The sequence below is a fragment of the Allobosea minatitlanensis genome (assembly GCF_964020775.1).
This window is the reverse complement of record NZ_OZ224509.1, coordinates 957,338-983,126: the sequence shown is the minus strand read 5'-3', so window position 1 is coordinate 983,126 and position 25,789 is coordinate 957,338. Positions and strand designations below refer to the sequence as shown.

Below are 25,789 nucleotides of genomic sequence, written 5' to 3'. Positions count from 1 at the left end.
ATCACGTTTCAAAAGCGCGTAAGAATGTTGGCTCTTTTCCGACCCGCAATCGACCGACCATCGATACGGCTCGTGGCAACAAGGCTTGCAAGCGGATTTCGATCGGTGGGATTTCGCTGGAGGAAAGGCGCAGCGTGGCCGAACCGCCCTCCCGACCAGCCATCATTCGAGCGGCTGCCAGCAGGAGGTCTCCGAAAGCCCGAGGGGGAGCAACCGCGGTGCTCATCTCGGACGCATGCCCTATGAAAAACAGTATCGCGGGAGGCAGACCGTTCTTGAAAATACGATCACGCTGCACGGCTCGCGCGCTCACGCCCGTGACAACATGGAAAGGATGGGGCCAGTCGCCTCCAAATAGCGGGGAAAGGGCCTCGTCGACCGCGTCCAATAAATCTTGTGCGATATCGGCATGAGCAAGAGGTACTTCGCCGGCATACGGCGTCCTCTTGGTGTACCATAGCGGTAGACCGTCTATCACACCGACGGGAACACTGCCACTTGGGGTCGGGAACGTAAGCTCAACCGGCTTCAAGGTGATCTTTCGCATGGAATTATATGACCGCTGACGCCGATAGCTTCGTAGAGCCGGAGGAAGAATCTTATGCCAGGGATTTAAACGAATGGTTTGTAATGTCGCTAGCACCGCCTGTGCCGTCAGCAAGCCGACGCCCCTTTCCGCCGTTCCCATCGGCGCCTCCATTAGGCCACTTCGACCAAGTGGAGGCTCGCAGAGTGGGATTTGGGGTCGTCGGGCCAGCTGTCATCGTGGCGAAAGACCAGCGTCGCGGTAGCTAAAGGCACTTAGCTACGCATTCTTGCACCGAGGAATTCTTCACATCTGATAAGCGCGAGTTATCAGATGTCAGCCGTGCCGTTTCCGTCGCAGATCGCCCCAAATGGGGGCTGCCGCATGCCGATCCTGCTGGGCTTTTGCCGCGTTTTGCTCAACCTTAACGATCGCTATCGCCGCGCCTTTCTTCGCACCACCGCCGGCGATCGCAATGTCAGCGTCGAGCATAGCGAAATCGCGCAAGGCGCTGTCGCGCGGGACGCAGCCTTCGCATGTGAGCGGCTGCGCGATCACATCCATCGCACCGGCACCAATCTCCGCGCTCATCTCGCCGATAAAATCGCGCCGTAGAGGCCGCCTTCCTCGCGAAGCTGCCAGCGTCTGCCGGCGTAGCTCCGTCGAACCCCAAATTGAATCAGACTGAATCGCGGGAGGATTCCTTGCCACATCTCAATCTAGCCGTTGCCGGTGCTGGCCTGATCGGCCGCCGCCACATCGCCATGATCATGGACAGCGACCGTTGCAATCTCTCAGCGATCGTCGACCCCTCGGAAGCCGCAGCTCAACAGGCGCGAGAGCTTGGCGTCCCGTTGTATCCGACGATAGAAGCCCTCTTCGCTGCCGCGAAGCCCGATGGCATCGTTCTCGCAACTCCCAATCAGTTGCACGTCGTCCACGCGAAGCAATGTATCGAGGCTGGTGTCCCGGCGATCATCGAAAAGCCGGTGGCCGACACTCTGGAAAGCGGCATTGAGCTCGTTGAAATCGCCGAACGAGCGAATGCGAAACTGCTGGTCGGTCATCACCGCCGGTATGGCTCGGTCATCGCCAAGGCCGTCGAGACGATCGGCTCCGGAGCATTGGGTAAGATCGTAGCGGTGGTCGGGACCGCGCTGTTCTACAAGGCCGAGTCCGAAGGCTATTTCGACGGCGCGTTTTCGTGGCGGCGCGAACCGGGTGGCGGCCCGATCATGCTCAATATGATTCACGAAGTCAGCAATCTGCGGGCACTGGTCGGTGAGATCGTCGAAGTCCAGGCCATGGCCTCCAGCGCGACCCGCGGCTTTCCAGTCGAGGACACCGCCGCGATCACGCTGCGTTTCGAGAACGGCGCGCTCGGCACGTTCCTTCTCTCGGATACCGCCGCGACTGACCGGAGCTGGGAGCACACCTCCGGGGAAGACAAGTTCCGCTTCGCCAAGGCTCATACGGACGATGACGATTGCTACTTGGTGAGCGGAACCTGGGGAACACTGGCCATCCCGACAATGCGGCTGCAGAGATACATCAGGGAGGAGGACCGCTCCTGGCATAAGGCCCTGGAGAAAACCAGATTGTCACTCGACGTGGCGGACCCCCTCGCCCAGCAGATCGACCATTTCTGCGACGTCATCGAGGGGAAGGCAGAGCCGCTGGTCACGGTGCGCGACGGCCTCCAGAATCTGCGGGTCGTCGATGCCATTCTGAAGGCGATCACCACCGGAGGCGTCGTTTCGATCGCGAGGTAGCGAAACGTCGACGATCCGCTGCGGCAGGCGCATTCACGAAGCTTTAACAACTCCCAGGAATCCCATGCCCTCAAGCAAGCCCGCCGTGCTGATCGGCCTGATCGGCGCTGACATCCAACAGTCGCTCGCGCCTGAGATCCACATGCGCGAAGGCGAACAGCAAGGTCTTCGCTACTTCTACAGGCTCATCGACATCGCCAGGCTCGGGCTCGACGAAACCGCCTTGCCCGAATTGCTGCTTGGCGCTGAACGATGCGGCTTCGACGGCCTGGGTATCACGCATCCGTGCAAGCAGCTCGTCATTTCGCATCTGACCGAACTCTCCGAAGCGGCACAGGCGCTCGGATCTGCCAACACCGTGCTCTTCAGGGATGGCAAGCGGATCGGCCACAACACCGACTGGGTAGGGTTCGCCGAGATGTTCCGCCGTGACATGGGCGGGCAGCCGCGAGCGAACGTCGTCCAGCTCGGCGCCGGCGGTGCCGGCGTCGCGGTCGCCTTCGCGGCGCTGACTGTGGGCGTGCAGAACCTGACAATCTTCGACGTCGACGCCGGTAAAGCTGACCGTGTCGTGGATACCCTGACGCGGCATTTCGGAGAAGGACGGATCCGGCGCGGAGATGATCTCGAAGCCGCGGTCGCCTCGGCGGAAGGCCTCGTCAATGCGACGCCTGTCGGCATGGACGCGCATCCGGGGATGCCGCTGCCAGAGCGATTCTTGCGCTCCGATTTGTGGGTCATCGACATCATCTATTTCCCACGAGAGACAGAGTTGCTGCGCAAGGCGCGCGCGCTGGGCGCAAAAGCCCTGAACGGCGGGACAATGACCGTCCTGCAGGCTGCCGGGCAGTTCCGCCTATTCGCCAACGTCGAGCCAGACATTGAGCGAATGCTCAGTGATTTCGAACAGATCGCGGCGCGTTAGACCGTCGGGCCGAATGTCGTCCCGGCCCGATGGTCTAGGATTTGCCTCAGCATCGGCTTTTCACTGACCGCTTTTCACTTATCGAGGCGATGCTTCGAGGCGATGCTCTAAAATCGAAAAATCTTAAATTAACTACCGAGGATGATCAATGAGCCGACTTGTTTTCCTTATCAATGGACCAAATCTGAATTTGCTCGGGAAGCGCCAGCCCCATATCTACGGCGACGAAACCCTTGCGGACGTCGAACGCGAATGCGGCAAGCTTGCTGAGGAGCTTCGACTTGAACTGCGCTTCCATCAGAGCAATCGCGAATACGAGATCATCGACTGGATACATGAGGCGAGAGAGATCGCCGGCGGTTTGATCATTAACCCAGGCGCATTCACCCATACGTCGGTTGCGATCCTTGATGCCCTGAATACATTCGACAATCCGGTGTTCGAATGCCACATCTCAAATGTCCACAAACGTGAAGCGTTCAGGCATCATTCCTATGTCTCCCTCCGCGCCGATGGGGTCATCGCAGGGTTTGGGACGCATGGCTATCAACTTTGCCTGCGTAGTATCGCTCGAATAATCGATAGCCGATAAGAAGCATATCATTAGGAAAGCATTTCGATCGTGCTGTTCCGTGGTTCACGGGAAACAGCGCAGCCGGCGATGTCCTCTCCTGAACATTCACGAATGTGGCTCGACGGCAAAGCGAGCAACGGAGCGACCCGTGCTGCGCTTTCGCCGATATCCACGCCGACGCCCGGTAACGCGAGATCGCAGGCAAGCGCCGCCTTGCCGGTCTTCTGCGTCTTCTGCAGCCATCGCCGTGGTTTCGATGCCGGGAAGGGATCGGCGAACGCCGGGCCTGTCGCCTCCGGCCGGCGAATCTCGTTTTTGATCGGCCTTCAATCAGGCGAGTATGCCCCGACTACGCCAAACGTACACGGCACCGCGAGGAGGACGGCCCGATAGCGGGCTTTTGATGATCCGGTTGACACCAATGGCGGGCATTCGGACCGCTCCGGATAGAGCGAACGCACCGGGTCAATCTTCACAACCTCGGCCACCGACGCATTGCGGCCGACGCCATGTCCGGGTGCCGGCGGGAGATTATCCCGTCGTGTCAGACTCGTTCGAGGGCAACGGCGATACCCTGGCCGACGCCGATGCACATGGTGGCGAGCGCGCGGCGCTTGCCGGTCAGGGACAGTTCCAGCGCGGCCGTGCCGGCGATGCGGGCGCCGGACATGCCGAGCGGATGGCCGAGCGCGATCGCGCCGCCATTCGGATTCACATGCGCGCCGTCCTCGGGAATGCCGAGCTCGCGCAGCACGGCGATGCCCTGCGAGGCGAAAGCCTCGTTCAGCTCGACAATGTCGAAATCCGTGGGCTTCAGCCCGAGCCGGGTGCAGAGCTTCAACGTCGCGGGGATAGGACCCAGCCCCATGACGCGCGGGGCAACACCGGCCGCGGCCCCGCCAACGACGCGCGCCAGCGGGGTCAGCCCGTATTTCGCCGCCGCCTTCTCCGAGGCGACGATCAGCGCCGCGGCCCCGTCATTGACGCCCGACGCATTGCCCGCGGTCACCGTGCCGCCCTCCTTGCGGAACGGCGTACCGAGCTTGGCGAGCTTCTCCAGCGTGGTGTCACCGCGCGGATGCTCGTCGATCTCGACGCGGATCGGATCGCCCTTGCGCTGCGGGATCAGCACCGGGACGATCTCCTTGGCCAATCGGCCGTTTTGCTGGGCTGCGACCGCCTTGAGCTGCGAACGCAGCGCGAAGGCGTCCTGATCGGCACGGCTGATATGGCAGTCGGCCGCGACGTTCTCGCCCGTCTCGGGCATGGAATCGATGCCGTACTGCGCCTTCATCAGCGGGTTGACGAAGCGCCAGCCGATCGTGGTGTCGTGGATCTCGGCATGGCGGGAGAAGGCGCTGTCGGCCTTGGGCAGGACGAAGGGCGCGCGCGACATGCTCTCGACGCCGCCGGCGATCATCAGCTCGGCCTCGCCGGCCTTGATCGCGCGCGCGGCGGCGATGACCGCGTCCATGCCCGAGCCGCAGAGCCGGTTGATGGTCGTGCCCGGCACCTCCTTGGGCAGGCCGGCGAGCAGCAGCGACATGCGCGCGACGTTGCGGTTGTCTTCGCCCGCCTGGTTGGCGCAGCCGTAGATCACGTCGTCGACGGCGCCGAAATCCACTCCCGGGTTGCGCTCGACCAGGGCCTTCAGCGGCACGGCGCCGAGATCATCCGCACGGACGGAGGAGAGCGAACCGCCGAACCGGCCGATCGGCGTGCGGACATAGGCGCAGATGAAGGCTTCGGTCATATCGTCGGTACTCTGTTCGCCGCTGACTGGTGAGGCTGGAAAGGCGGCTCTCCGCTGCCTCAGATGTCGAAGAAGACGGTTTCGTTCTCGCCCTGCAGGCGAATGTCGAAAGTGTAGGTGGGCATGCCGTCCTCGTCCGTGCGGGCGGCGATCAGCGTCGGGACACGTACGCGATGCTCGATGCGCCCGAGGATCGGATCCGCCATGTTGGCTGCCTCCTCGTCGCCGAAATAGAGCCGCGTATGCAGCCCGATATTGATGCCGCGCGCCACGATCCAGAAGGTGATGTGCGGGGCCATCGCGCGGCCGTCGAAATAAGGTACGACGCCCGGCTTGATCGTCTCGAAGCGGTAGACGCCCGTGGTGCCGTCGACCGGCTGGCGGAACCAGCCGGGGAAATGCGGGTCGGCCTCGCCCCGTCGCTCGCCTTGGCCCGGATAGAGTCCCAGCGCATCGGCTTGCCAGATCTCGATGAGCGCGTCCTTGATCGGCGTGCCCGAACCGTCGAAGATGCGGCCGGTGACGACGATGCGCTCACCCTTCACCTCCGGGGAGAGCGGCTGCGAGCCGAGATCGTGAGGGTAGACCCCTTCGATGCCGGAGAAGTTCGGCGTCGCGCCGATATGGACATAGGGGCCGGCGGTCTGCGACGGGCTTTCCCTGAGGCGGCGGAGCGATTGGACCATCAGTTGCCCTCCATCCGGTTCTCGAACAGGGTCGAGCGCCGGCCACGCAGTACGATATCGAATTTGTAGGCCATCGTGTCCATCGGCAGCGTCGCCTCGCGATCGAGAGCCGCGACGAGCCGCTCCACCGCCTCCCGGCTGGGGATGCCCATCACGATCGGGCACTGCCAGATCATCGGATCGCCCTCGAAATACATCTGGGTGATCAGACGCTGCGCGAAGGCCTGGCCGAAGATCGAGAAATGGATATGGGCCGGACGCCAATCGTTGACCCCGTTCGGCCAGGGATAGGGGCCGGGCTTGATCGTGCGGAACCAGTAGCGGCCCTCGTCGTCGGTGATGGTTCGCCCGCAGCCGCCGAAATTCGGGTCGATGGCGGCGAGGTAGGTCTCCTTCTTGTGGCGGTAGCGGCCGCCGGCATTGGCCTGCCAGAATTCGACCAGCGCGCCGCGCACCGGCCGCGCGTCCTCGTCAAGCACCTGGCCGTGCACGATGATGCGGGGACCGATCGGCTCCGCGGTCTTCGCGTAGTTAAGGATCAGGTCGTTATCGAGCGTCCCGAGCATGTTGTGGCCGAAGACCGGTCCGGTCATCTCGGAGAGCGTATTGCCGAGCGAGAGCAATGCGTTCTTCGGCGAACGCAGCACCGAGGTCTTGTATTCCGGCGTAAAGGCGGGCGGATGCCAGTTCCGGTCGCGCTGGTAGAACGAGCCGCCCTGATGGCTCGAATTTTCGTTGCGCATTGCGGCGCCTCCCTAGATGGAGCGTCTCTCGTTGAATCGGGTTGGTTTACAACGGGATCGGCCCGACTGGTTTTGATCTTGCTCAATCTATGGCGATCTCGCCGTCTAGCGACCCGAGCGCGGGACGGGTTCAGTCTGCCTGGTCGTCCTGCATCTCGGCATAGGTCGCTTTGGCGATCTTGAAGGCGTGGTTGGCCGCAGGCACGCCGGCATAGATCGCGACATGCAGCAGCGCTTCCTTGATGTCGCTCATGCTGGCGCCAGTATTGCGCGTCGCCCGGATATGCATCGCGACCTCGTCATGATGGCCGAGCGCAGCGAGCAGCGCGATCGTCAGCATCGAGCGCTCGCGCTTGCTGATCGTGTCGCGCGACCAGACCGTGCCCCAGGCGCTTTCGGTGATCAGCGTCTGGAAATCCTCGGTGAAGGGATCCGTGTTCGCGACCGCCGCGGCGACATAGCGCTCGCCGAGCACGGACCGACGGGTCGCCATGCCTTGGGTGAAACGATCCTGTGCGTCAGCCACGTCCGTGCTTCTCCAGATGCTCCGTCACCAGCGTGAGCAGCCGGTCCGGCTGCTCGACTGGCGGAATATGTCCGCAACCCTTGATCAGTGCGAAGCCCGCGCCTGGGATGCGCTGCGCCATCTCCCGCACCAGATCGGGCGGCGTCGAGAGATCACCGTCGCCGACGACGGCAAGCGTCGGCACCGGGACCGAACCGATCGCATTCGTCAGATCCGCCTGGCTCAACGCCTGGCAGGTCGCGATATAGCCATCGGCGGGCTGCCGCAGCAGCGCGTTGCGCCAGCCGGCGAGATCATCCGGCCGTCCGGCATGGAAGGCGGGCGTGAACCAGCGCTCCATGACCGAATCGGCGATCGCCGCGAGCCCGCCCTTGCGGATCGTCTCGATGCGCGCATTCCAGCTCTCGGCCGTGCCGACCTTCGAGGCGGTATCGGCCAGGACCAGCGCCGTAAGGCGCTCAGGCCTCCGCACGGCCAGATCCTGCCCGATCAGCCCGCCGATTGAAAGGCCAACGAGAGCGAAGCGCGTCAGGCCGAGATGATCGGCAAGCCCGATGAGGTCGTCCGTGAAGTCCCCGATCGCATAGGGCCCCGGCGGTACCTCGGAGAGACCATGGCCGCGCTTGTCATAGGTAATGATACGCCAATTGGCGGACAAGGCCGCGGCGACCTCGTCCCAGATGCGAAAATCCGTGCCGAGAGAATTGACCAGGACCACGGCAGGCGCGCCGGCTGGGCCGCTTTCGCGCCAATGAACCAGGCCGTGGCCGAGCCGCGTGAATGCCATCGAACTTCCATGCCCTTGCCGAGGCCCCAACATGACCTGAAAATTCATTTATGTTAAATGGCATTATCGCCTTGTACGATAACTTCCAGGTTATTCTAAATGCCACGAGCCCAATTTGTTCGCTTGGATGGAAGGATCAGGCTTCGCCATCTCACATGCTTCATCGAGGTTGCCCGCCTCAAGAGTTCCGTCAAAGCGGCCACGGCGCTTGGTCTCAGCCAGCCCGCCGTCTCCAAGACCATTCACGAGCTGGAAACGGCCTTGTCAGCAGCTCTTTTCGAGCCGAAGCGTCGGTCGATGGTGCTGACATCTGCAGGGGAAGTCTTTCTGCGCTACGCAGATTCCAGCGTCACGGCTCTCAAATTAGGCATCAGGACGGTTGGCCAGAACAGAGCCTCCGAGCAGTCGATCTTTACCATCGGCGCTTTGCCGACGGTTTCAGCAAGAATATTGCCGACAGCCCTTGCGGATCTCGCGAAGAGCATCCCAAGCCTGAGATTTCGGGTTGTTACTGGATCCAACGACGTGCTCATGTCTCAATTGCGCCTGGGCGACATCGACTTGGTTGTCGGGCGCATGGCTTCTCCGGAGACAATGAAGGGCTTGGCATTCGAATATCTCTACTCGGAGCCAATCGCTTTTGCTGTGCGCCCGGGGCATCCGCTCCTCGGAGTCGCCGGCTTCAGTATCTCCGACATCGCAACCTATCAAATGCTGGTTCCACCGCCCGGCTCCGTCATACAATCGACCGTCGAGCGCTTTTTCGTGGCGCACTCGGTTCAGCCCTCCGAGGGTGAAATTCAAACAGTCTCGGATGCCTTCGCTCGGAACTATCTGCTTCGAACGGATGCAATTTGGGTTATTTCCGAAGGCGTGGTCGCCGAGGATGTCGCCAAGGGCATACTCAAGACCTTGCCGATCGATACCGACGACACGATCGGTCCCGTCGGCCTCACGACACGCACGGATACCGATCTGCCTTTCCCGGCTCAGCTATTTGTAGCTTCATTACGGTCTGCTATCGATTTTCGGACAAGGCCTGACATCAAGGCGGGGCAATATTCAGGAGATCTGCGGCCGTCTAATCAAAGCCGACCCGAATAAAGTAATTCCGCAATTCCCTGAATCGAAAATCGTTCCAAGCTTTTATTTCATCGCGTTTCCTTTACGCGCGCGGCATCTGCCTCGCTCGAAAATGCTCTAAAACGGAGTGCGCTCGCAGACATCACCATCATCGACAAAGCTGCCGAAGCGGCTATGCCGACTTCAGGAGAATGCTCCCAAACGGTCTCCGAAGAGCTGCCTAATTCGCGAACAGATGAACGAACAAATCTCTCAACCAGCGATGGGCGAGGTCTTCTTGCAATCGCTCATGCCAGAACATGGCGAGGCGGATGTCCGGTATCGCGAAGGGTAGCGGAATGCTGACGACGCCTGCCGCCGTGTGGGCATCGATGAGCTTACTGGGAACGGTGACCGCCAGATCCGTCGCGGCAACGATCTGGGGAGCGCCTGCGAAGTGGGGTATGACGAGTGCGATCTGGCGCTCCACGCCCAGCGCCCCGAGGCTCGCCGTCACAAGGCTCTCCCGCGCCCCCGCCCTGGCGACCGAGATATGGGACAATTGCAGGTACCGCTCGAGCGTTAGCGGTGCATCCAGGACAGGATGATCGCGCCGGACCATGCAAACGAAGCTGTCGGTGAACAACGGCCGTGATCGCAGGCTGCCACGCGGATTCGCCAGGTAGCCGATCGCGAGGTCGGCAAGGCCCGCCTCGAGCGCATGCCCGTAGCCGCCCCGTGCCAGTTGACGCACCCGGATGCGGATATTGGGCGAATGTGCCTGCAAATGCCGCATCAGCTTCGGCAGATACACGATCTCGCCGAGATCGGAGATGAGCACCTCGAACATATGGTCCGACGCCGCAGGATCGAAGCCCGGATCGGCGCCGAGGCCATGGCGGATCATGCCGAGGGCGGCATCGAAGGAATCCAGCACCCGCCGGGCGCGCGGAGTCGCTTCCATTCCCGCGCTGCTGCGCACGAACAGCGGATCGCCCAGCGTGCGACGCAGCCGGGTGAGAGCGTTGCTGACGGCAGGCTGCGACAAGCCCAGCCTTTCGGCCGCGCGCGTCACGCTTCCCTCCTGGTCGACGATACGCATCAGGCGAAGGAGATTCAGATCGATCCGGTCAGTATCCATTCGATGAATATTGCCTATTGCGTCTTCGGATTCGTCGATCGCCTGCGCTCGGGATAACGGTCGCTCACGGGGCGCATTCAAGACCTTTCGTCCGACAGGCTATGCGCGCCACCCCATGTCACCAAGCGGGATTTCGAGCTCATGGAAAACGGGTCGGCAGAGGCCGCAGGCGGCGTCACCTTCGAGACTCTCCTGGTGGATGTCGTGGACGGCGTCGCGAAGATTACGCTGAACCGCCCGCGGAAACGCAATGCGATGAGCCCGTCGCTGCATCGCGACATGACGCGCGCTCTCGCGCTGCTGCGCGACGACGACGCGGTGCGCGTTCTCGTCATCACCGGGGCGGAGGATCATTTCTGCGCGGGCATGGACCTGAAGGAGTTCTTCATCGCGCTGAAGGACGCTCCGGCCGAATACGAGCGCGTCTGGCGCATGGCCGTCGAATGGCGGGCCCGGACGCTGCGCAACTATCCGAAGCCCACGATCGCGATGATCAACGGCTTCTGCTTCGGCGGAGCTTTCTCGATCGTCGAGGGATGCGATCTGGCCGTCGCGGCGCAGGAAGCCACCTTCGGTCTCTCCGAAATCAACTTCAAGCTCTTCCCGGGCGGCAGCGTCAGCAAGAGCCTCGCCAATCTGCTGCGCCCGCGCGATGCGCTCTGGTACGGCATGACGGGACGGCCCTTCGACGGGCTGACGGCCGAGAAGATCGGCCTCGTCAACCTCGCGGTACCCAAGGCAGAGCTCGAAGCCACCACCATGGAGCTGGCCCGTGAGCTCGCCGCAAAGGATCCTCATGCGATGGCGGCGACGAAGGAAGCCTACCATATGTCGCTCGAGATGAGCTGGGACGCCGCCATGGCCTATTCCTTCGCCAAGGAGCAGGAGCTGGTCGTCCGCCAGGGCGATGCATGGAAATCCGAGGGGATCGGCGACTTCCTCAAGGGAAAGTTCAAGCCGGGCCTGGAGAGCCACGACGCCAAGATCGGGCAAGGCTGAGGTCGCGCAAGGCCGGCTGGACATCCGCGGGCCGTGGCGCCCCGTGAGGATTGATCCGGCTGATGGCGTGTATTCACGCAGGTGATGCAGGGAGACGCTTCCCGCGTTGAGGCACGATGCGGGCGGCCGTATGTAGATAGAAATAATATAAAATCGGGGGAGGACAGGCTGTGGCTGGAATAACGCGCCGCGCGCTCGCGGGACTGGCAATTCTCGGCGCGCTGCCGCAGCGCGGCCGGGCCCAGGCATCGATGGCTCCGATCCGGATCGGGGTTCTCAACGACCAGTCTGGCGTGTTCTCGGACAGCACCGGGGAGGGCTCGGTGATAGCGGCCCGCCTGGCTGCCGAGGAGTTCGGTGCCGCGACCGGCCGGCGCGTGGAGATCCTCGCGGCCGATCATCAGAACAAGCCCGACCTGGGATCGAACATCGCCCGGCAATGGTTCGACAGGGACGGCGTGCATGCCATCGCCGATCTCGGAAACTCGGCGGTCGCCCTCGCCGTGAACACGCTGGCCCGCGAGAAGGACAAGGTCTGCCTCGTCTCCGCCGGAGGCACCACCGCCCTGACCGGCGCCCAGTGCTCGCCGAATACGATCCATTGGACCTACGACACCTATGGGCAGTCGACCTCGCTGGCGGAGTCGCTGGCCAGAGCGGGCAAGAAGCGCTGGTTCTTCATCACGGCCGACTACACTTTCGGCCACAGCCTGTAGGACGAGGCGACGCGCGCCCTGACGCGCCTCGGCGGCACCGTGGTCGGCTCCGTCCGGCATCCGATCAACAGCAACGACTTTTCGTCCTATCTGCTCCATGCGCAGGCATCGGGCGCGGAGGTCGTCGCGCTCGCGAACGGAGGCGAGGATACCGGCCGGGCCGCGAAACAGGCGCGCGAGTTCGGCCTCACCGATACGCAGACCATCGTCGGCCTCGCCATGCTCATCACGGACGCGAACGCTCTCGGCCTCGAGACGGCGCAGGGCCTGCTCGTCACGGAAACCTTCTATTGGGACCTGAACGACCGCACGCGCGCCTTCAGCCAGCGATGGAGCGACCGCAATCGCGGGCGCAAGCCGACGATGATGCAGGCCGGGACCTACGGCGCGGTCGTCCACTATCTGCGGGCCATCCATGCGCTCGGAAAGGCGGAAAGCGGGGCCGAGGTCGTGCGCAAGATGAAGGAACTGCCGACGGACGACGATGCGTTCGGAACCGGGATGGTCCGGGCCGACGGGCGCAAGATTCACGAGAACTACGTCTTCAGGGTGAAGCGCCCGGCCGATTCCAAGCGGCCCTGGGACTATTACGACCTCGTCAGCACGGTGCCGGGCGATGCCGCCTTCAGGCCCATGGCCGAAGGCGGCTGCCCGCTGCTCGGCAGCATGACGACGAGATGATTCGGAACGGGCGGGTCGAAGGACGGAGGCATCCTTGAGAGGCATGGTTCTTGCCGACGTCGTCGAAAGAAACGCCCGGCTGCGACGCTCGGAGGCGGCCTTCGTCTTCGAGGGACGGACGCTCACGCATGAGCGCTTCGCCGAGCGCTCCTTCGCGCTCGGCAACGCGCTCCTTCGACTCGGCCTCTCCCGGCAGGCACGCGTGGCGGTCCTGGCGGAGAACCGACCGGAGTATTTCGAGATCTTCGCCGGCGTCGGTGCGGCCGGGATGATCACCGTCAATCTCAACTGGCGCCTCGCCGTCCCGGAGCTCACCGGGATCATCGCCGACTGCGAGCCGCAGATCCTGATCTTCGACGGACCTTCCGAGGCAAAGGCGGCGCTCCTGAGGCATGCGCCCGGCATCAGATGGCTGGTCGCACTCGATTCCGCACCCGACTGGGCGCGCTCCTACGAGGAGATGATCGGCTCCGAGGACACGTCGCGTCCGGGGGTGGAGGTGGCTCCGGAGGACATCGAGAGCCTCATCTATACGAGCGGGACGACCGGCCGCCCCAAGGGCGTGATGATAAGCCATCGCGCGCTCCTCGCGGCAGCCTCCGTGATCGCCTGGGAGGGAGAGGCGCGCACGGACGACCGCATGCTCATCGTCATGCCGCTCTTCCATATCGGCGGGAAGATCGAGCAGATGGCGTTCTGGCTCGCCGGCGCAACCACCGTTCTGCACCGATCGTTCGATCCCGCGGCGATCCTGCATTCCTTCGCGCAGGACGGTGTCACTGCCGCCCATCTTGCCCCCACGATGGTCGCCCGGCTCCTCGATCATCCGGATCTCGACGCCACCGCGTATTCGCGACTGAGAGTGATCCATTACGCCTCGGCGCCGATGGCTGTCCCTCTGCTGCGGCGGGCGATGGAGGCGTTCGGACCGATCTTCCTCCAGATCTATGGGATGACCGAGTGCATCACGGTCAGCATCCTCAAGCCCTTCCAGCACCGGCCGGACGGCACCCCGGACGAGGTGCAGCGGCTCAGCTCCGCCGGCCAGCCCTGTTTCGGCGTCAGCGCCCGCATCGTCAGGCCGGACGGCACCGGATGCGGCCCCGGCGAACTCGGCGAGGTCGCGGTCAGATCGGAAGGGCTGATGAGCGGGTACTGGAACGGCAACGCGCTGACGCTCGCGGCCGTCCGGGACGGCTGGTTCCGCACGGGAGACATCGGCTTCCTCGACCGGGACGGCTTCCTTTTCATCGCCGACCGCGCCAAGGACATGATCATTTCCGGCGGCGAGAACATCTACAGCCGGGAGGTCGAAGATGCGCTGATGTCGCATCCCGCCGTTCGCGAGGTCGCCGTTACCGGCGTGCCGGATCCGGAATGGGGGGAGAGCGTCAAGGCCTGGATCGTTCCGCGAGACGGGGCCGAGCCGACGCCGGCCGCCCTGATCGATCACTGCCGGAGCCTGATCGCGAGCTACAAGAAACCCCGTTTCATCGAGTTCACGACCGACCTTCCCCGGCTCTTCAACGGCAAGGTCGACAAGAAGGCGCTACGCGCCCGGACCTTAACGCCCGATGGATCGGTTGCTCGCGGCGCCTTCCCGGGGACAGCCTGATGGCAGGGCTTCGCTATGACGAGATCGAGGCGGGCCAGCGCTTCACCTCGGCCGGCCGGACACCGACCGAAACCGATCACGCTCTCTTCATGATGCTCGTCGGCGACTGGCACGCGATCCACGCCGACGAGGAATATGCGCGCAGGACGGCCGCCGGCAGACGCCTGATGCATGCGAGCCTGGGCCTTTCTCTGGCGATGGGATTGCAAGCCCAGGCGATGGCTTTCGCGGATCCGATGATCGGCGCGATCGGGCTGACGGACTGGCGCTTCCGCACGCCGATGTTCATCGGCGACACGGTCCATGTCGAGATCGAGATCCTGCGCAAGCGGATAACGAGCGACCGGGCCCGCTACATCGTGGAGCGAACGCTACGTCTCGCCAGGCACGACGGCGTCGTCCTGCAGGACGGAACGGCCGCCGTGATGCTGCGCCTGCCGCCGGGCGCAGGCACGGCCTCCCTCCCGTCCGACCATGCCCCGCCACCCGGAGCGCAGCGATGACCCAGCCGATGACCACCGGCCTCTGCCAGGCGACGAGCGACAAGGTCGTCCTGCGCGGGCACGACCTCTCCAAGGACATCATGGGGACGATGTCCTTCGCCGAAGCCTTCTTCCTCCTCGTCGTGGGGCGACGGCTCGATCCGGGCGGCGTCCGGGTGCTCGACGCCGTGCTCGTCGCATTGATGGAGCACGGCATGACGCCGCAGGCGATCGCGACCCGGATGATCTATCTGGCGGCGCCGGATTCGCTGCAGGGTGCGATCGCCGCAGGGCTGCTCGGCGTCGGCGGACAGTTCGCCGGCACGATGCAGGAGACGGCGTCCCTCCTGGCGCGGATCGTTTCGGCGCCTGTCGGAGAGGAAGCCGCGCGCGAGATCGTTCGCGAACACCGGCACGCGAAGAAGGGTATCCCGGGCTTCGGGCATCATCTCCACAAGCCTGACGATCCCCGCTCGCTGCGTCTCTTCGCCATTGCCCAGGAAGGCGCCGTCGCGGGTGCGCATATCGCCGCGATCCAGCTTCTGTCGCGCGAGCTGGATGCGGCTTCCGGCCGGCACCTCACGATCAATGCGACCGGAGCCATTGCGGCCGTGCTGATGGATCTCGGCTTTCCGGCCTCGCTGATGCGGGGGGTCGCGGTCGTGTCCCGGTCGGCCGGACTCGTCGCTCAGATCGGGGAGGAAGAAGCCAACCCGATCGCGAACCGGCTGTGGCGGAAGATCGAGGAAGACGTCGCCTATAAGCCGAGCTAGGGCCTTTCGCGCGAATTGGGCATCGGCTCGCGGGAGAGGCTCGGCAGAACAAGACGTCGGGGGAGATTTCCACGATCGGGGAAGCCCGCCAATGTCGAGGGCATGGCGATCGCCCTGCCGATAGCGCTGCAACGAAAAGGCGCGCCGCCAAAGGGGCGCCGTTCAGGAGGACACCCAATGAAGCACCTTACACTCCTGCTTGCGATGCTTGCCGCAGTGATCGCCGGTCCTGCCCGAGCTCAGGACTGGCCCACGGGACCGGTGACGCTCGTCGTGCCGTATCCGGCAGGGGGCGGTGTCGATACGATCGCCCGGATCCTGGCGGACGACCTTGGCCGGCGCCTGCCCCAACGCTTCATCGTCGAGAACAAGCCGGGCGCTGCCACACTGATCGGTACGAGCGCCGTCAAGGTCGCCCGGCCGGACGGGCAGACGCTGGGAATCATTACCGATTCCCACGCCATCAATCCCGGCTACGGCCGCCCGCTGCCTTATGATTCCGAACACGACTTCGCATTCGTGAGCGGCTTGATCAGGGTGCCGCTCGTCCTGATCGTCAACACCGAGAAAGTACCGTTCCGGACATTGGCGGAGGTCATCGACGCGGCCAAGCGCGATCCGGGCTCGCTGACGTTCGCATCGCTCGGCGGCGGAAGCCCGCATCAACTCGCCTTCGAGTGGCTGCGCATGAAGGCGGGGATCGATGTCCGGATCGTGCCCTATCGCGGCATCGCGCCCGCGCTTCAGGACGTGGTCGGCGGCCAAGTCAGCATGATGCTCGTGGGCGTTTCCGTTGCGGACGGCTTCATCGCGAGTGGAAAGGTCAGGCCGATCGCCGTGACCAGCGCCACCCGACTGCCGCGGCTGCCCGATCTGCCGACCGTCGCCGAACAGGGTTTCCCGGATTACGAGGTGGTCACCTGGTACGGCCTGGTCGCTCCGGCGAGGACACCCGCTTCCACCCTCGCCCGCCTGCATGACGAGATCAGGCGGACGCTGGCGGCCCCCGAGGTCAAGGCGCGGATCGACGAGACGGGGGCGGACATCTTCCCCGGAACGGCCGCGGACTTCGCCGCCTTCGTCAAGGCCGAGACGAGCAAGTACCGGCAGATCATCGAACAGACCGGATCGAAGCTTGATTAGCAGCTTGACGCCGCCGCCGCTCCGACCCCGGGGGAAGCTCATGGATTTCGCATTGCCGGAAGAATTGCGGCAGCTCCAGGAGATGGTGCGTCGCTTCGTCGATCGCGAGCTCATTCCGATCGAGATGGAGGCGATGGACGGTCCCGATCTCAAGCCGGAGATCCGCCTGCACCTTGAAGCGAGAGCGCGGGAGCTCGGGCTCTGGCTGCTCGACGTGCCGGAGGAGCATGGCGGCATGGGGCTCGGCCTGCTTGGCATGACCGTCGTCTGGCAGGAGCTCGCCCGAACGATCGCCCTGCCGCCACGGGGGCCCGGCATATTCGGGCCGGAGGTCCGCGCGGTCCTGTTCAGGCTCGATGCGGCTCAGCGGGCGCGCTATCTCGACCCCGTGCTGCGGGGCGAGAAGCGCACCGCCTTCGCGCAGACGGAACCGGATGCTGGGGCCGATCCCGGCATGATCCGCACGCGCGCCGAGCGGCAGGGCGACGGCTACGTCATCAACGGCACGAAGCGCTTCATCTCGCATGCGGAGCGCGCCGACTTCCTCCAGCTCGTGGCCGCGACGGAGCCCGGCCTCGGCACGCGCGGCCTGAGCATGTTCCTCGTCGACATGGACACGCCGGGCGTCTCGATCGCGCGCCGGTCGGGGACGATGATGGGCGACGTGACCTGCGAACTCGTTCTGGAAAATGTCCGCATTCCCGCGGAGAATCTGATCGGGAAGGAAGGCGATGGAATGCGCCTCAGCCAGAGCTGGCTGACCTCGGGCCGCCTGTATCAGGCGGCGCGCGGGCTGGGCGTGGCGCAGCGCTGTCTCGAGATGGCGACCCGCTATGCACGCGACCGCGTGACCTTCGGATCCCCGCTGAGCGACCGGCAGGCGATCCAGTTCATGATCGCCGACATGTTCACCGAGCACGCGCTCGGGCAGCTCAACGCCTACCGGACGGCGTGGAAGGCGGACCAGGGCACGCTGGAGCGGCACGAAAGCTACATGGTCAAGGTCAGCTGCACGGAACTCGGTTTCAAGGCCGCCGACCGGTGCCTGCAAATCCACGGCGGGTCCGGCCTGAGCCTCGATTTGCCCGTTCAAAAAATGTGGCGGGACGCACGCAGCTTCATGATCACCGAGGGCGCCACCGAGGTGATGCGTGTGGCGCTGGCCCGTGAGATTTTCAGGAGCCTTGCATGAGCGGATGGCTTTCGGCAGCAGATCGGGGGACGGCGATGCCAGGCATGCTGGACGGTGTTCGGGTCGTCGATCTCGGGACCGTCATCACGGGGCCGCTCGCCGGTCAGATGCTGGGCGATCTCGGCGCCGATGTCATCAAGGTCGAGCCGCCCGGCGGAGATCCGTTTCGCCGCACGGACGGAAGCGACTACGGTCCGACCTTCCTCGCCTATAACCGCAATAAGCGGAGCGTCATCCTCGATCTGGCGCAGGATCACGATCGCGCCGCCCTGCTCGCGCTGGTGGAGACCGCCGACGTGCTTCTGGACAATTACCGGCCAGGCGTGCTCGCCAAGGTCGGGCTGGCACCGGACGAGCTGAGGCGCCGCAACCCGCGCCTCGTCCAATGCTCGATCACGGGCTTCGGCGATACCGGGCCCTATCGCCGGCGACCGGCTTTCGACGGCATCGCTCAGGCACTGAGCGGGATCGCCGGCCTCATGATCGATCCGGACGAGCCTCTCGCCTTCGGCCCGACGATCTCCGACAACGTCACGGGGATGTATGCGTGCTACGCGATCCTGGCAGCGTTGATTGAACGTGGCCGCACGGGCGCGGGGCGTCGCCTCGAGGTCAACATGATCGAGGCCTCCATGGCCTTCATTCCGGACGCCTATGCCAATGCGGCGGCCTCCGGCCGGCAGCCCGATCGCTTCTCGAGGGTGGCGGTCTCCCAATCGTTCGTCTTCCGTTGTGCCGACGGCCTGGCACTGGCGATCCATCTCTCGACGCGCGAGAAGTTCTGGGAAGGCCTCGTTACAGCGATCGGGGCGCCGGAGCTGGCGGCGGATGCGCGTTTCGACCGGCATCTCGATCGCGTGCGGAACTACGTCGAGCTTCAGCGCGAACTCGCCTTGCGGTTCGCCGTCAGGCCGCGGGGGCAATGGAGCGATATTCTCGGCGCCACGGATGTGCCGTTCGCCCCTGTACTGAGCCTGTCCGACGTCCTCGTCGACCCGCAGATAGAGGCTCTGCGATCGGCCACTACCTTGCATCACCGGGAACGTGGCGCCGTTCCGGCGATCCATTGCCCGATCCTGGTTGACGGCGCCCGCCCGATCTCTGCCATGAAGGCCCCTCCCACGCCTGGAGAACATAACGACGACGTGCTGGGCAGGGCGGATTTCAAGTTCGGAAAGGAGGGGGGCCAGAACACGTAAGCTAGAGCATTTCGAGCGAAGTCCAGCTTCCAGTAGATGCGGGCGCCATTGCTCGCTGCGAAGGGCATCGTGCGTTCCTCAATCGTCCCGGGCGATCAACGCGGCGACCAGGGCCGCGCTCTCGCCGATGTCGTCGCCGAGCCCGGCCGCCGCGAGATTGCGCGCGATGGCGGTCTCGTCGATCTCCAGCCCTTCGGCGACCGCCGCCATGGCCTCGGCCGCGCCGGCCGCGAGCAGGAAGAGATCGGCCAGCGCGGGGCCTTCCGCCTGCCAGCCGCCGAGGCCGCGCTCCTGCTCGGCCGGGAGCCCGGCGAGGATGCCGGCGGCGAGGCCGGGAGCGCGCAGGCTGGCCGAGAGCGCGACCTGGCAGCCGGTCGGGTTGCGCTTATGGGCCATGGCGGAGGAGCCGCCGCGGCCGGGGATCGCGGGCTCGCGGGCCTCGGCGATTCCGTTCTGCGCCAGCAGCGAGACGTCGCGCGCCATCTTGCCGAGCGCGCCGATGGCGATGGCGAGCGCCGCCGCGATGCCGGCGATGCCGCCGCGGCGGGTGTGCCAGGGCGCCGCATCGGGCAGGCAGAGCGCGCTCGCAAGGCGAGCGGAAACGGCTGCCGCCTTGCCGCCGAGGCCGGCGCGAGAACCGGCCGCGCCACCGAATTGCAGGACGGCACCTGCCTCGATTTCATGGCGCAGGCGGATTGCGGATTCCGCGATGCCGGCCTGCCAATGCGCGATGCGCAGGCCGAAGCCGATCGGGAGCGCGTCCTGCAGCAGGGTCCGGCCGATGGCCGGTGTCGCGGCATGGCGCCGGGCGAGGGTGGCGAGCGCCGTCGTGACACGGTTCAGGTCATTGCCGAGCACGCCGCTCGCGGCGCGGATCTGGCAGGCCAGAATGGTGTCGGCGACGTCCTGGCTGGTCACGCCCTTGTGCAGGGCCTTGGCCGCCTCGCCGCTCAGGGCGGCACGCAACCGCGTCACCAGCGGGATCGCCAACGTGCCGGCGAGCGCCGCTTCCTCCGCCAGTTCGGCGGGGTCGATCTCGATCGAGGCGCAGAGCGCGGCGATCGCTTCGGCCGCTTCCGTGCTGATCAGGCCCTCGGCCGCCTCGGCGCGCGCCAACTCCGCCTCGAAGGCGAGGGCATGACGCAGCGTGGCCGCATCCGAGAACGCGGCCAGCATGGCTGAGGTCGTTGCCGGCCTTGCGCGGAGGAGCCCGCTCACGCGGCCTTTGCGAGGCTGGGAGCGACGGCGAAGGCGGCCTGGGTCTTGGCCTTGACCTCCTCGAGCGTGACGCCGGGGGCGAGCTCGATCAAAGTCAGCCCCCCGCCATTGGCCTTGTCGCAGGTCATCACGCAGAGATCGGTGATGATCATGTCGACGACGCCCGCGCCGGTCAGCGGCAGCGAGCAGCGCTCCAGCACCTTGGATTCGCCGGCCTTGTTGGCATGATCCATCACGACGATGACCTTCTTGACGCCAGCGACGAGGTCCATCGCGCCGCCCATGCCCTTCACCATCTTGCCGGGGATGGTCCAGTTGGCGATGTCGCCGTTGGCTGCCACTTCCATGGCGCCGAGGATGGTCAGGTCGATATGACCGCCGCGGATCATCGCGAAACTGTCAGCCGACGAGAAGAAACTCGAGCTCGGCAGGATCGTGATGGTCTGCTTGCCGGCGTTGATCAGGTCCGGATCGGCCTCGCCTTCATAGGGGAAGGGGCCGATGCCGAGCAGGCCGTTCTCGGACTGCAAGGTGACGTCGACGCCGTCCGGGATATAGTTCGCCACCAGCGTCGGGATGCCGATGCCGAGATTGACGTAGAAGCCGTCCTTCAGCTCCTTGGCCGCGCGCGCGGCGACCTCCTCGCGAGTCCAGGCCATCAGGCTGCCTCCCTCTTGCGCTCGGTCAGCTTCTCGATGCGCTTCTCGTTGATCGTGCTCTTGATGACGCGGTCGACATAGATGCCGGGCGTATGGATCGCCTCGGGATCGAGCGAGCCCACAGGCACGATCTGCTCGACCTCGGCGACGGTGACCTTGCCGGCGGTCGCCATGTTCGGATTGAAGTTCCGCGCTGTCTTCCGATAGACGAGGTTGCCGGCGGTATCGGCCTTCCAGGCCTTGACGATGGCGACATCGGCGCGCAGCCAGGTCTCGCGGACATAGAGCGCGCCATCGAATTCCTCGACCGGCTTGCCCTCGGCGACCACGGTGCCGACGCCGGTCCTGGTATAGAAGGCCGGGATGCCGGCACCGCCGGCGCGGATGCGCTCGGCCAGCGTGCCCTGCGGGTTCAGTTCCAGCTCCAGCTCGCCGGCCAGGTATTGCTGCTCGAACAGCTTGTTCTCGCCGACATAGGACGCGATCATCTTCTTGATCTGCCGGCTCTCCAGCAGCATCCACAGGCCGAAGCCGTCCGCGCCCGCGTTGTTCGAGATCACCGTCAGGTTCTTCACACCCGAGGCGCGAATCTCGGGGATCAGGCTCTCGGGATTGCCCGACAGGCCGAAGCCGCCCGACATGATCGTCATCCCGTCGAACAGCAGCCCCTCAAGCGCAGCCGAAGGGCTGCTATAAATCTTCGTGCTCATGACCTACTTCCGATCTCCGCTCGTTGCCGTTCCCCCGAGGGGGGATGCCTGCGTCGTGACCAGGGTGACACCCGCGACGATGACAACGAAAGCCACGGGATGATACCAAGCCAACGTTTCCCCAAGGAAGACCGATGCGAGCCCTGCGCTGAAGAGCGGAAGGAAATGCATGAACATTCCCGTCGTTGCCGGGCCGAGCACGGCCACCGAGCGGTTCCAGAAAATATAGGCCAGGATAGAGGGGAAAATGGCGAAGTAGATTAGAGCGGGCAGGGTGCTCGACGTCGGCACGAACGCGCCGACCGTGTTTACCTCGAAGAGCATGAAAGGAAGATGGAAAAGGACTCCGAAGGCCGTCGTGCTTCCTAGAAGAGACAGCGGTTTGAGGCCGGGCGGCCGCCACCTGATGAGCACGGTATAGAGCGCCCAGAAGCTCATGCCGGCGAAGACCAGGACTTCGCCGCGACCGATCGTCAGCCGGGCGAGCGCAGATGGGTCGCCCCTGGCGATCACCAGGGCGGCGCCTGCCAGCGACATCAGGATGCCGAGCGCGCGCCGAGGGGTGACGAGCTGGCCGAGCAGTACCCGCGCGATTGCAATGGTTACGACCGGCAGCAACGAATTGACGAGCGCGGCATTGACCACCGTGGTGTAATGGAGCGCAACATAGACGAAACAATTGAAGGCCGTCACACCGATCGCCCCCAGCAACGCCAAGAAGGCGAGCTGGGAACGGATGCGCGACCAGTCCCGCCGCACCGGCGCCACGATGAACGGCAGCAGGATTGCAAGCGCCAGCAGCCAGCGCCAGAACGACATCTGGATTGGCGGGATCTCGCCGCGCATCAGCCGCGCGACCAAGAAATTTCCCGACCAGAACAGGGGTGGAAGCACCGCGACCAAATAGGCCGCCAAGGCGGGGACGGACGCTTGGCGCGTCCGCTCGGCCCGAACAGGCTCAGCCATCGGATGCCTTCTTTGCCATCCGGACCTCCGTGTAGCGTCCAAGGGCGGTGTTCACCGCAATGGCCAGAAGAAAAACGATCAGCAGCAGTGCGTACATGCGCGGCATGTTGAAGGTCGCGTAGGTTTGGATGACGGCATAGCCCAGGCCTTGGTTGGCGAGCTTGGTCTCTGCCAGCAAAGTGCCGACAACCGCGACGCCTAGGCCGATGCGGATGCCGTTGATGACCGGAATCCGCATCGCAGGAAGATAGATCTTGGTGAACATCTGGGACGCGCTCAGCCGGAAGCTGAGCCCGACCCGGATCAGCACCTGATCGACTTCGCGCATGGAACTCGCAACGCTAACCGAGACGGGGAAAAAGCAGGAAAGCGCGCCCATCGCGATCTTGGAGCCAGGACCGACGCCGAACCACATGATCATGATCGGAAAGAAGATGATCTTCGGCGTCGGACCGAGATAATGGAGCAGCGGCTCGAAGGCGCTGCCGAGATAGCGGTTGCGCCCGAGCACGACGCCCACAGCAATGCCGGCTCCCCCGCCTACCGCCACCGCCAGCAGAACCTCGCCAACGGTGACGCCAAGATTCCAGTAAAAGGAGGGGTCGACGAAAAGCAGGACGAATTCCCTCGCGATCAATGGCAGGGGCGGCACGACGTCCCGATAGAGCAGCCCTGAACGGGCGAGAAGCTCCCAGGCGACCAGGACCGTCGTCAGGATCGTCAGGCGTGTCAGGAGAACGGACCGGGCCTCGTCCGATCCGCCGACCCGAGTCAGCTGTGTCGCTCCCAGTGCTGCGAGCCGCTGCATGATTTAACTCTCCGGGCTGGCGTCGGGATCACCGACGCGGCGGAATCTGAATGAGCGTGTCGAGCTGAGCCTGAGTCAAAGGCTGCGCAGTATACTTCAGGGTGACCGCATCGTTTACAATGGTTTCCAATCCGAAGATGCGGTCAGGATTCAGCGCTTCCTTCGGGAAGAATTCGTCGCGCGTGCGTTTTGCGATTTCCAGTGGCACGCCGACGAATTCAGCATAAACTTTGAGCGCCTCATCGCCGGAGTACATCGCCTCGACTGTCTCGCGGTAGGCTTTCATGAAGCGGTCAATCTGATCTTTCTTGTTCTGTAGAACCGCGGTGTTCGTAATCAGGAGACGAACCGTCTGGCTCTTGAACGCTTTGGTATCGTTGCCTGTAGCAATGACACGAATCTCGCCCTTGTTGAGCTGTTCGAGACCAAAGGGGGGAGCCGACCAGCCCACATCGATCTGACCCGACATCACCTGCGTGAGTGTCGGGGCGGGACCTCCCGTCGCCGTCAACCGAGGCTTGAGGCCGTTTTCCTGAACGAATGCGTTGACGACGCCGTGGGTCGACGAGCCGTTGGTCGAATAAGCCACCGTCTTGCCGTCGAAATCCTTGAGGGTCTTGATCGGCGAATCCGCCTTCACATACCAGTACAGATCCTGGCCGCCAGTGGTTTCGGCGCCGATGATGCGGATCGGAGCCCCCTTTGAGAAGGCCGACAGCGCACCCATGATGCCGCCTGCAATCCCAATGTCGACGCTGTTCGAAAGGACCGCCTGCTGCGTTTCGCCGCCGCCCTGCGTATAGAGAAGCTGCAGCTCCAGATTGTGCTTCTTGAAGATGCCGAGCCGGCTGCCGATCTCCGATACCGACGTGTCCCAGTTGCCGCGTTGGCCGACGGCCAGCTTCAGTTGTTCCTGTGCTTGGGCCGAGCCCGCGTTCGAAGCCGCCAGCGCGACCAAGCCGGCAGCCATCAAAATCCGCTGCAATAGAGTCATTTGTTCCTCCCTCCTCTGTTTTTGGATTTTCCGCTGCTGACGGTTGAAGAGCGCCAGTTCGGACAGACGTCAGATCTTGAAGGCCTCCAGCGTCGTAGAATGAAACAGGTCATCGACCGATAGCCGATGGGACGACAGGCCCTGGGAATGATGCGTCTTCAGAAACATATCGAGCACATGCCGGTTAGGGTCCACGCCATAGGACCAGAAGTCCTCGCCCATCAGGCTTCTGGCCGCCTGGAGCTGTTCCTCCACGAAGGGTAGCGTGATCTTGGTCGCTGACGTGTCATTCAGCCGGCCAAGCGCCACCCGCTTTGATTGCTCGAACGCTTTGAGCAGCGCGGCCGGCAGCCACGGATGCCGGTCCACGATCGTGCGACGCGCACCGATCATGTGCATGATCGGAAACACCTTCGTGCGCCGGTAATAGTCCGCCGCCGCTGAGGTGGGATCGGAGAAGAGCCGCACGACGTTCGGATGCCTTGCGTCGAAGGAAGAAGGAGAACGAGGACCGATGAAGCCATCGACATCACCATCGACGAGCATCTGATTGACGGTCTTGTCCGGTGGTGCCGGCACTACCTTGATCTCGGAAGGCAGGTCGAGACTGATCTTCTCTGTTCGTCCAGTCTGCTCCACGCCCCCACGGACCCACGTGATGTCGGACAATCCGATACCGTAATCGTCCTCCAGCAGCGAGCGGATCCAGACATTTGCGGTAAGCTGATATTCTCCGCAGCCGATGCGCTTGCCCTTAAGATCCTCCGGGCGCTCGATGCCGCGGTCGTTCCGGATGAAGATACCGGTATGCCGAAAGGCCCGCGACACAAAGGCCGGTACGCCGATATAGGGGTTTGTGCCTTGCGCTGTTTTGATTGTGAAACTTGAGAGCGACGCTTCGCACACATCGAATTCGGCATGCCTGAAAGCCCGAAAAAATATCTCCTCCGGCACGAGCTTCATGAAGACCGGATCGACACCATCGATTTGGACCTCACCGTCTAGCAACGGCCTGTTGCGGTCGTAGTCACCAATAGCGATTGAAAGACGAAGTTTCGACAATGATGCCTCCCGAGCGACACGACCGGTCGCGCTCATTTTGAAGGATCATGCTGCCTGCGGACGCCCACGACAAAGAC

25 protein-coding genes and 2 pseudogenes are annotated in these 25,789 nt (G+C 64.0%); 13 read left to right on the top strand and 14 right to left on the bottom strand.

What is annotated here, in order from left to right; all coding sequences use genetic code 11:
• Position 1 precedes the first annotated feature (1 nt).
• Positions 2 to 688: a hypothetical protein gene (locus tag ACWH43_RS04680; protein ID WP_260348490.1), complete on the bottom strand. Its 687-nt coding sequence runs from the start codon at positions 686 to 688 to the stop codon at positions 2 to 4.
• A gap of 213 nt (positions 689 to 901) precedes the next feature.
• Between ACWH43_RS04680 and ACWH43_RS04675 the strand changes: the two are divergent.
• The 4 genes and pseudogenes from ACWH43_RS04675 to aroQ form a co-directional block, all read left to right on the top strand.
• Positions 902 to 1,141, top strand: a pseudogene (locus ACWH43_RS04675) (GntR family transcriptional regulator); the annotation flags it as partial.
• Between the two features lie 89 nt (positions 1,142 to 1,230).
• The gene (locus ACWH43_RS04670) at positions 1,231 to 2,298 is read left to right on the top strand and encodes a Gfo/Idh/MocA family protein (protein ID WP_260348494.1); all 1,068 of its coding nucleotides are present in this window, start codon (positions 1,231 to 1,233) and stop codon (positions 2,296 to 2,298) included.
• Between the two features lie 85 nt (positions 2,299 to 2,383).
• A complete protein-coding gene (locus ACWH43_RS04665; protein ID WP_448153408.1) occupies positions 2,384 to 3,223 on the top strand; it encodes a shikimate dehydrogenase in 840 nt (279 codons plus the stop codon).
• A 148-nt stretch (positions 3,224 to 3,371) separates the two neighbouring features.
• Positions 3,372 to 3,815 (top strand): type II 3-dehydroquinate dehydratase, encoded by a 444-nt coding sequence (aroQ, locus tag ACWH43_RS04660; protein ID WP_260348503.1) that lies wholly within the window; start codon positions 3,372 to 3,374, stop codon positions 3,813 to 3,815.
• Positions 3,816 to 4,341: 526 nt separating this feature from the next.
• On the opposite strand, the gene pcaF is transcribed toward aroQ, so the two are convergent.
• From pcaF to pcaD, 5 genes are all read right to left on the bottom strand, one after another.
• Positions 4,342 to 5,550, bottom strand: a complete 1,209-nt coding sequence (pcaF, locus tag ACWH43_RS04655) for a 3-oxoadipyl-CoA thiolase (RefSeq protein ID WP_260348508.1) — start codon at positions 5,548 to 5,550, stop codon at positions 4,342 to 4,344.
• A gap of 59 nt (positions 5,551 to 5,609) precedes the next feature.
• Positions 5,610 to 6,236, bottom strand: a complete 627-nt coding sequence (pcaG, locus tag ACWH43_RS04650) for a protocatechuate 3,4-dioxygenase subunit alpha (protein ID WP_260348516.1) — start codon at positions 6,234 to 6,236, stop codon at positions 5,610 to 5,612.
• Complete coding sequence (gene pcaH / locus ACWH43_RS04645) at positions 6,236 to 6,979, bottom strand: protocatechuate 3,4-dioxygenase subunit beta (protein WP_260348519.1); 744 nt, start codon at positions 6,977 to 6,979, stop codon at positions 6,236 to 6,238. The genes pcaG and pcaH overlap by 1 nt, the downstream gene beginning before the upstream one ends.
• Before the next feature lie 130 nt (positions 6,980 to 7,109).
• Positions 7,110 to 7,505: a 4-carboxymuconolactone decarboxylase gene (gene pcaC, locus ACWH43_RS04640; protein ID WP_260348521.1), complete on the bottom strand. Its 396-nt coding sequence runs from the start codon at positions 7,503 to 7,505 to the stop codon at positions 7,110 to 7,112.
• Positions 7,498 to 8,292 carry a 3-oxoadipate enol-lactonase gene (gene pcaD, locus ACWH43_RS04635; protein ID WP_260348524.1) on the bottom strand — a complete coding sequence of 265 codons (795 nt, stop codon included), beginning with the start codon at positions 8,290 to 8,292 and terminating at the stop codon, positions 7,498 to 7,500. The genes pcaC and pcaD overlap by 8 nt, the downstream gene beginning before the upstream one ends.
• A gap of 99 nt (positions 8,293 to 8,391) precedes the next feature.
• Here pcaD and pcaQ point away from each other — a divergent pair, with 99 nt between their 5' ends.
• Positions 8,392 to 9,396, top strand: a complete 1,005-nt coding sequence (gene pcaQ / locus ACWH43_RS04630; protein ID WP_260348525.1) for a pca operon transcription factor PcaQ — start codon at positions 8,392 to 8,394, stop codon at positions 9,394 to 9,396.
• 199 nt (positions 9,397 to 9,595) lie between these two features.
• Here the strand turns inward: pcaQ and ACWH43_RS04625 are convergent, their stop codons facing one another.
• On the bottom strand, positions 9,596 to 10,576 hold the full coding sequence (locus ACWH43_RS04625) for a LysR family transcriptional regulator (protein WP_377785408.1): 981 nt from the start codon (positions 10,574 to 10,576) through the stop codon (positions 9,596 to 9,598).
• 60 nt (positions 10,577 to 10,636) lie between these two features.
• On the opposite strand from ACWH43_RS04625, the gene ACWH43_RS04620 reads away from it, so the two are divergent.
• The 8 genes and pseudogenes from ACWH43_RS04620 to ACWH43_RS04585 all read left to right on the top strand — a co-directional run bounded on the left by ACWH43_RS04620 (position 10,637) and on the right by ACWH43_RS04585 (position 19,295).
• Positions 10,637 to 11,494 carry a p-hydroxycinnamoyl CoA hydratase/lyase gene (locus ACWH43_RS04620; protein WP_260348526.1) on the top strand — a complete coding sequence of 286 codons (858 nt, stop codon included), beginning with the start codon at positions 10,637 to 10,639 and terminating at the stop codon, positions 11,492 to 11,494.
• 251 nt (positions 11,495 to 11,745) lie between these two features.
• Positions 11,746 to 12,891: pseudogene (locus tag ACWH43_RS04615) on the top strand (ABC transporter substrate-binding protein).
• 43 nt (positions 12,892 to 12,934) lie between these two features.
• Complete coding sequence (locus ACWH43_RS04610) at positions 12,935 to 14,506, top strand: class I adenylate-forming enzyme family protein (protein WP_260349001.1); 1,572 nt, start codon at positions 12,935 to 12,937, stop codon at positions 14,504 to 14,506.
• The gene (locus ACWH43_RS04605; protein ID WP_260348527.1) at positions 14,506 to 15,009 is read left to right on the top strand and encodes a MaoC/PaaZ C-terminal domain-containing protein; all 504 of its coding nucleotides are present in this window, start codon (positions 14,506 to 14,508) and stop codon (positions 15,007 to 15,009) included. The genes ACWH43_RS04610 and ACWH43_RS04605 overlap by 1 nt, the downstream gene beginning before the upstream one ends.
• Complete coding sequence (locus ACWH43_RS04600; protein WP_260348532.1) at positions 15,006 to 15,761, top strand: citryl-CoA lyase; 756 nt, start codon at positions 15,006 to 15,008, stop codon at positions 15,759 to 15,761. The genes ACWH43_RS04605 and ACWH43_RS04600 overlap by 4 nt, the downstream gene beginning before the upstream one ends.
• A gap of 177 nt (positions 15,762 to 15,938) precedes the next feature.
• Entirely contained in the window at positions 15,939 to 16,904 is a 966-nt protein-coding gene (locus ACWH43_RS04595) for a Bug family tripartite tricarboxylate transporter substrate binding protein (protein ID WP_260348533.1), read from the top strand.
• 40 nt (positions 16,905 to 16,944) lie between these two features.
• On the top strand, positions 16,945 to 18,096 hold the full coding sequence (locus tag ACWH43_RS04590) for an acyl-CoA dehydrogenase family protein (RefSeq protein WP_260348534.1): 1,152 nt from the start codon (positions 16,945 to 16,947) through the stop codon (positions 18,094 to 18,096).
• Positions 18,093 to 19,295: a CaiB/BaiF CoA transferase family protein gene (locus tag ACWH43_RS04585; RefSeq protein ID WP_260348536.1), complete on the top strand. Its 1,203-nt coding sequence runs from the start codon at positions 18,093 to 18,095 to the stop codon at positions 19,293 to 19,295. Before ACWH43_RS04590 ends, ACWH43_RS04585 begins: the two co-directional genes overlap by 4 nt.
• Positions 19,296 to 19,373: 78 nt before the next feature.
• On the opposite strand, the gene ACWH43_RS04580 is transcribed toward ACWH43_RS04585, so the two are convergent.
• The 7 genes from ACWH43_RS04580 to ACWH43_RS04550 form a co-directional block, all read right to left on the bottom strand.
• Positions 19,374 to 20,471 (bottom strand): lyase family protein, encoded by a 1,098-nt coding sequence (locus tag ACWH43_RS04580; RefSeq protein ID WP_260348541.1) that lies wholly within the window; start codon positions 20,469 to 20,471, stop codon positions 19,374 to 19,376.
• Positions 20,472 to 20,509: 38 nt separating this feature from the next.
• Positions 20,510 to 21,172 (bottom strand): 3-oxoacid CoA-transferase subunit B, encoded by a 663-nt coding sequence (locus ACWH43_RS04575; protein WP_260348544.1) that lies wholly within the window; start codon positions 21,170 to 21,172, stop codon positions 20,510 to 20,512.
• Positions 21,172 to 21,882 carry a CoA transferase subunit A gene (locus ACWH43_RS04570; protein ID WP_260348547.1) on the bottom strand — a complete coding sequence of 237 codons (711 nt, stop codon included), beginning with the start codon at positions 21,880 to 21,882 and terminating at the stop codon, positions 21,172 to 21,174. Before ACWH43_RS04570 ends, ACWH43_RS04575 begins: the two co-directional genes overlap by 1 nt.
• A gap of 3 nt (positions 21,883 to 21,885) precedes the next feature.
• Positions 21,886 to 22,848: a DMT family transporter gene (locus ACWH43_RS04565; protein WP_260348549.1), complete on the bottom strand. Its 963-nt coding sequence runs from the start codon at positions 22,846 to 22,848 to the stop codon at positions 21,886 to 21,888.
• Positions 22,841 to 23,656: an ABC transporter permease gene (locus ACWH43_RS04560; RefSeq protein ID WP_260348556.1), complete on the bottom strand. Its 816-nt coding sequence runs from the start codon at positions 23,654 to 23,656 to the stop codon at positions 22,841 to 22,843. Before ACWH43_RS04560 ends, ACWH43_RS04565 begins: the two co-directional genes overlap by 8 nt.
• 28 nt (positions 23,657 to 23,684) lie before the next feature.
• Entirely contained in the window at positions 23,685 to 24,650 is a 966-nt protein-coding gene (locus ACWH43_RS04555; RefSeq protein WP_260348560.1) for an ABC transporter substrate-binding protein, read from the bottom strand.
• Positions 24,651 to 24,719: 69 nt separating this feature from the next.
• Positions 24,720 to 25,748: an ABC transporter substrate-binding protein gene (locus ACWH43_RS04550; protein ID WP_260348562.1), complete on the bottom strand. Its 1,029-nt coding sequence runs from the start codon at positions 25,746 to 25,748 to the stop codon at positions 24,720 to 24,722.
• Positions 25,749 to 25,789: the final 41 nt, after the last annotated feature.

Bases quoted from the DNA above. Each gene is read 5' to 3' on its own strand.
- aroQ (WP_260348503.1), top strand. From the start codon at position 3,372: ATGAGCCGACTTGTTTTCCTTATCAATGGACCAAATCTGAATTTGCTC.
- ACWH43_RS04620 (WP_260348526.1), top strand. From the start codon at position 10,637: ATGGAAAACGGGTCGGCAGAGGCCGCAGGCGGCGTCACCTTCGAGACT.
- ACWH43_RS04555 (WP_260348560.1), bottom strand. From the start codon at position 24,650: ATGACTCTATTGCAGCGGATTTTGATGGCTGCCGGCTTGGTCGCGCTG.
- pcaG (WP_260348516.1), bottom strand. From the start codon at position 6,236: ATGGTCCAATCGCTCCGCCGCCTCAGGGAAAGCCCGTCGCAGACCGCC.
- ACWH43_RS04565 (WP_260348549.1), bottom strand. From the start codon at position 22,848: ATGGCTGAGCCTGTTCGGGCCGAGCGGACGCGCCAAGCGTCCGTCCCC.
- ACWH43_RS04550 (WP_260348562.1), bottom strand. From the start codon at position 25,748: ATGAGCGCGACCGGTCGTGTCGCTCGGGAGGCATCATTGTCGAAACTT.
- ACWH43_RS04580 (WP_260348541.1), bottom strand. From the start codon at position 20,471: ATGCTGGCCGCGTTCTCGGATGCGGCCACGCTGCGTCATGCCCTCGCC.
- ACWH43_RS04585 (WP_260348536.1), top strand. From the start codon at position 18,093: ATGAGCGGATGGCTTTCGGCAGCAGATCGGGGGACGGCGATGCCAGGC.
- ACWH43_RS04610 (WP_260349001.1), top strand. From the start codon at position 12,935: ATGGTTCTTGCCGACGTCGTCGAAAGAAACGCCCGGCTGCGACGCTCG.
- pcaH (WP_260348519.1), bottom strand. From the start codon at position 6,979: ATGCGCAACGAAAATTCGAGCCATCAGGGCGGCTCGTTCTACCAGCGC.
- ACWH43_RS04605 (WP_260348527.1), top strand. From the start codon at position 14,506: ATGGCAGGGCTTCGCTATGACGAGATCGAGGCGGGCCAGCGCTTCACC.
- ACWH43_RS04600 (WP_260348532.1), top strand. From the start codon at position 15,006: ATGACCCAGCCGATGACCACCGGCCTCTGCCAGGCGACGAGCGACAAG.
- ACWH43_RS04575 (WP_260348544.1), bottom strand. From the start codon at position 21,172: ATGGCCTGGACTCGCGAGGAGGTCGCCGCGCGCGCGGCCAAGGAGCTG.
- ACWH43_RS04590 (WP_260348534.1), top strand. From the start codon at position 16,945: ATGGATTTCGCATTGCCGGAAGAATTGCGGCAGCTCCAGGAGATGGTG.
- ACWH43_RS04680 (WP_260348490.1), bottom strand. From the start codon at position 688: ATGGGAACGGCGGAAAGGGGCGTCGGCTTGCTGACGGCACAGGCGGTG.
- pcaF (WP_260348508.1), bottom strand. From the start codon at position 5,550: ATGACCGAAGCCTTCATCTGCGCCTATGTCCGCACGCCGATCGGCCGG.
- ACWH43_RS04570 (WP_260348547.1), bottom strand. From the start codon at position 21,882: ATGAGCACGAAGATTTATAGCAGCCCTTCGGCTGCGCTTGAGGGGCTG.
- pcaQ (WP_260348525.1), top strand. From the start codon at position 8,392: ATGCCACGAGCCCAATTTGTTCGCTTGGATGGAAGGATCAGGCTTCGC.
- pcaD (WP_260348524.1), bottom strand. From the start codon at position 8,292: ATGGCATTCACGCGGCTCGGCCACGGCCTGGTTCATTGGCGCGAAAGC.
- ACWH43_RS04560 (WP_260348556.1), bottom strand. From the start codon at position 23,656: ATGCAGCGGCTCGCAGCACTGGGAGCGACACAGCTGACTCGGGTCGGC.
- ACWH43_RS04595 (WP_260348533.1), top strand. From the start codon at position 15,939: ATGAAGCACCTTACACTCCTGCTTGCGATGCTTGCCGCAGTGATCGCC.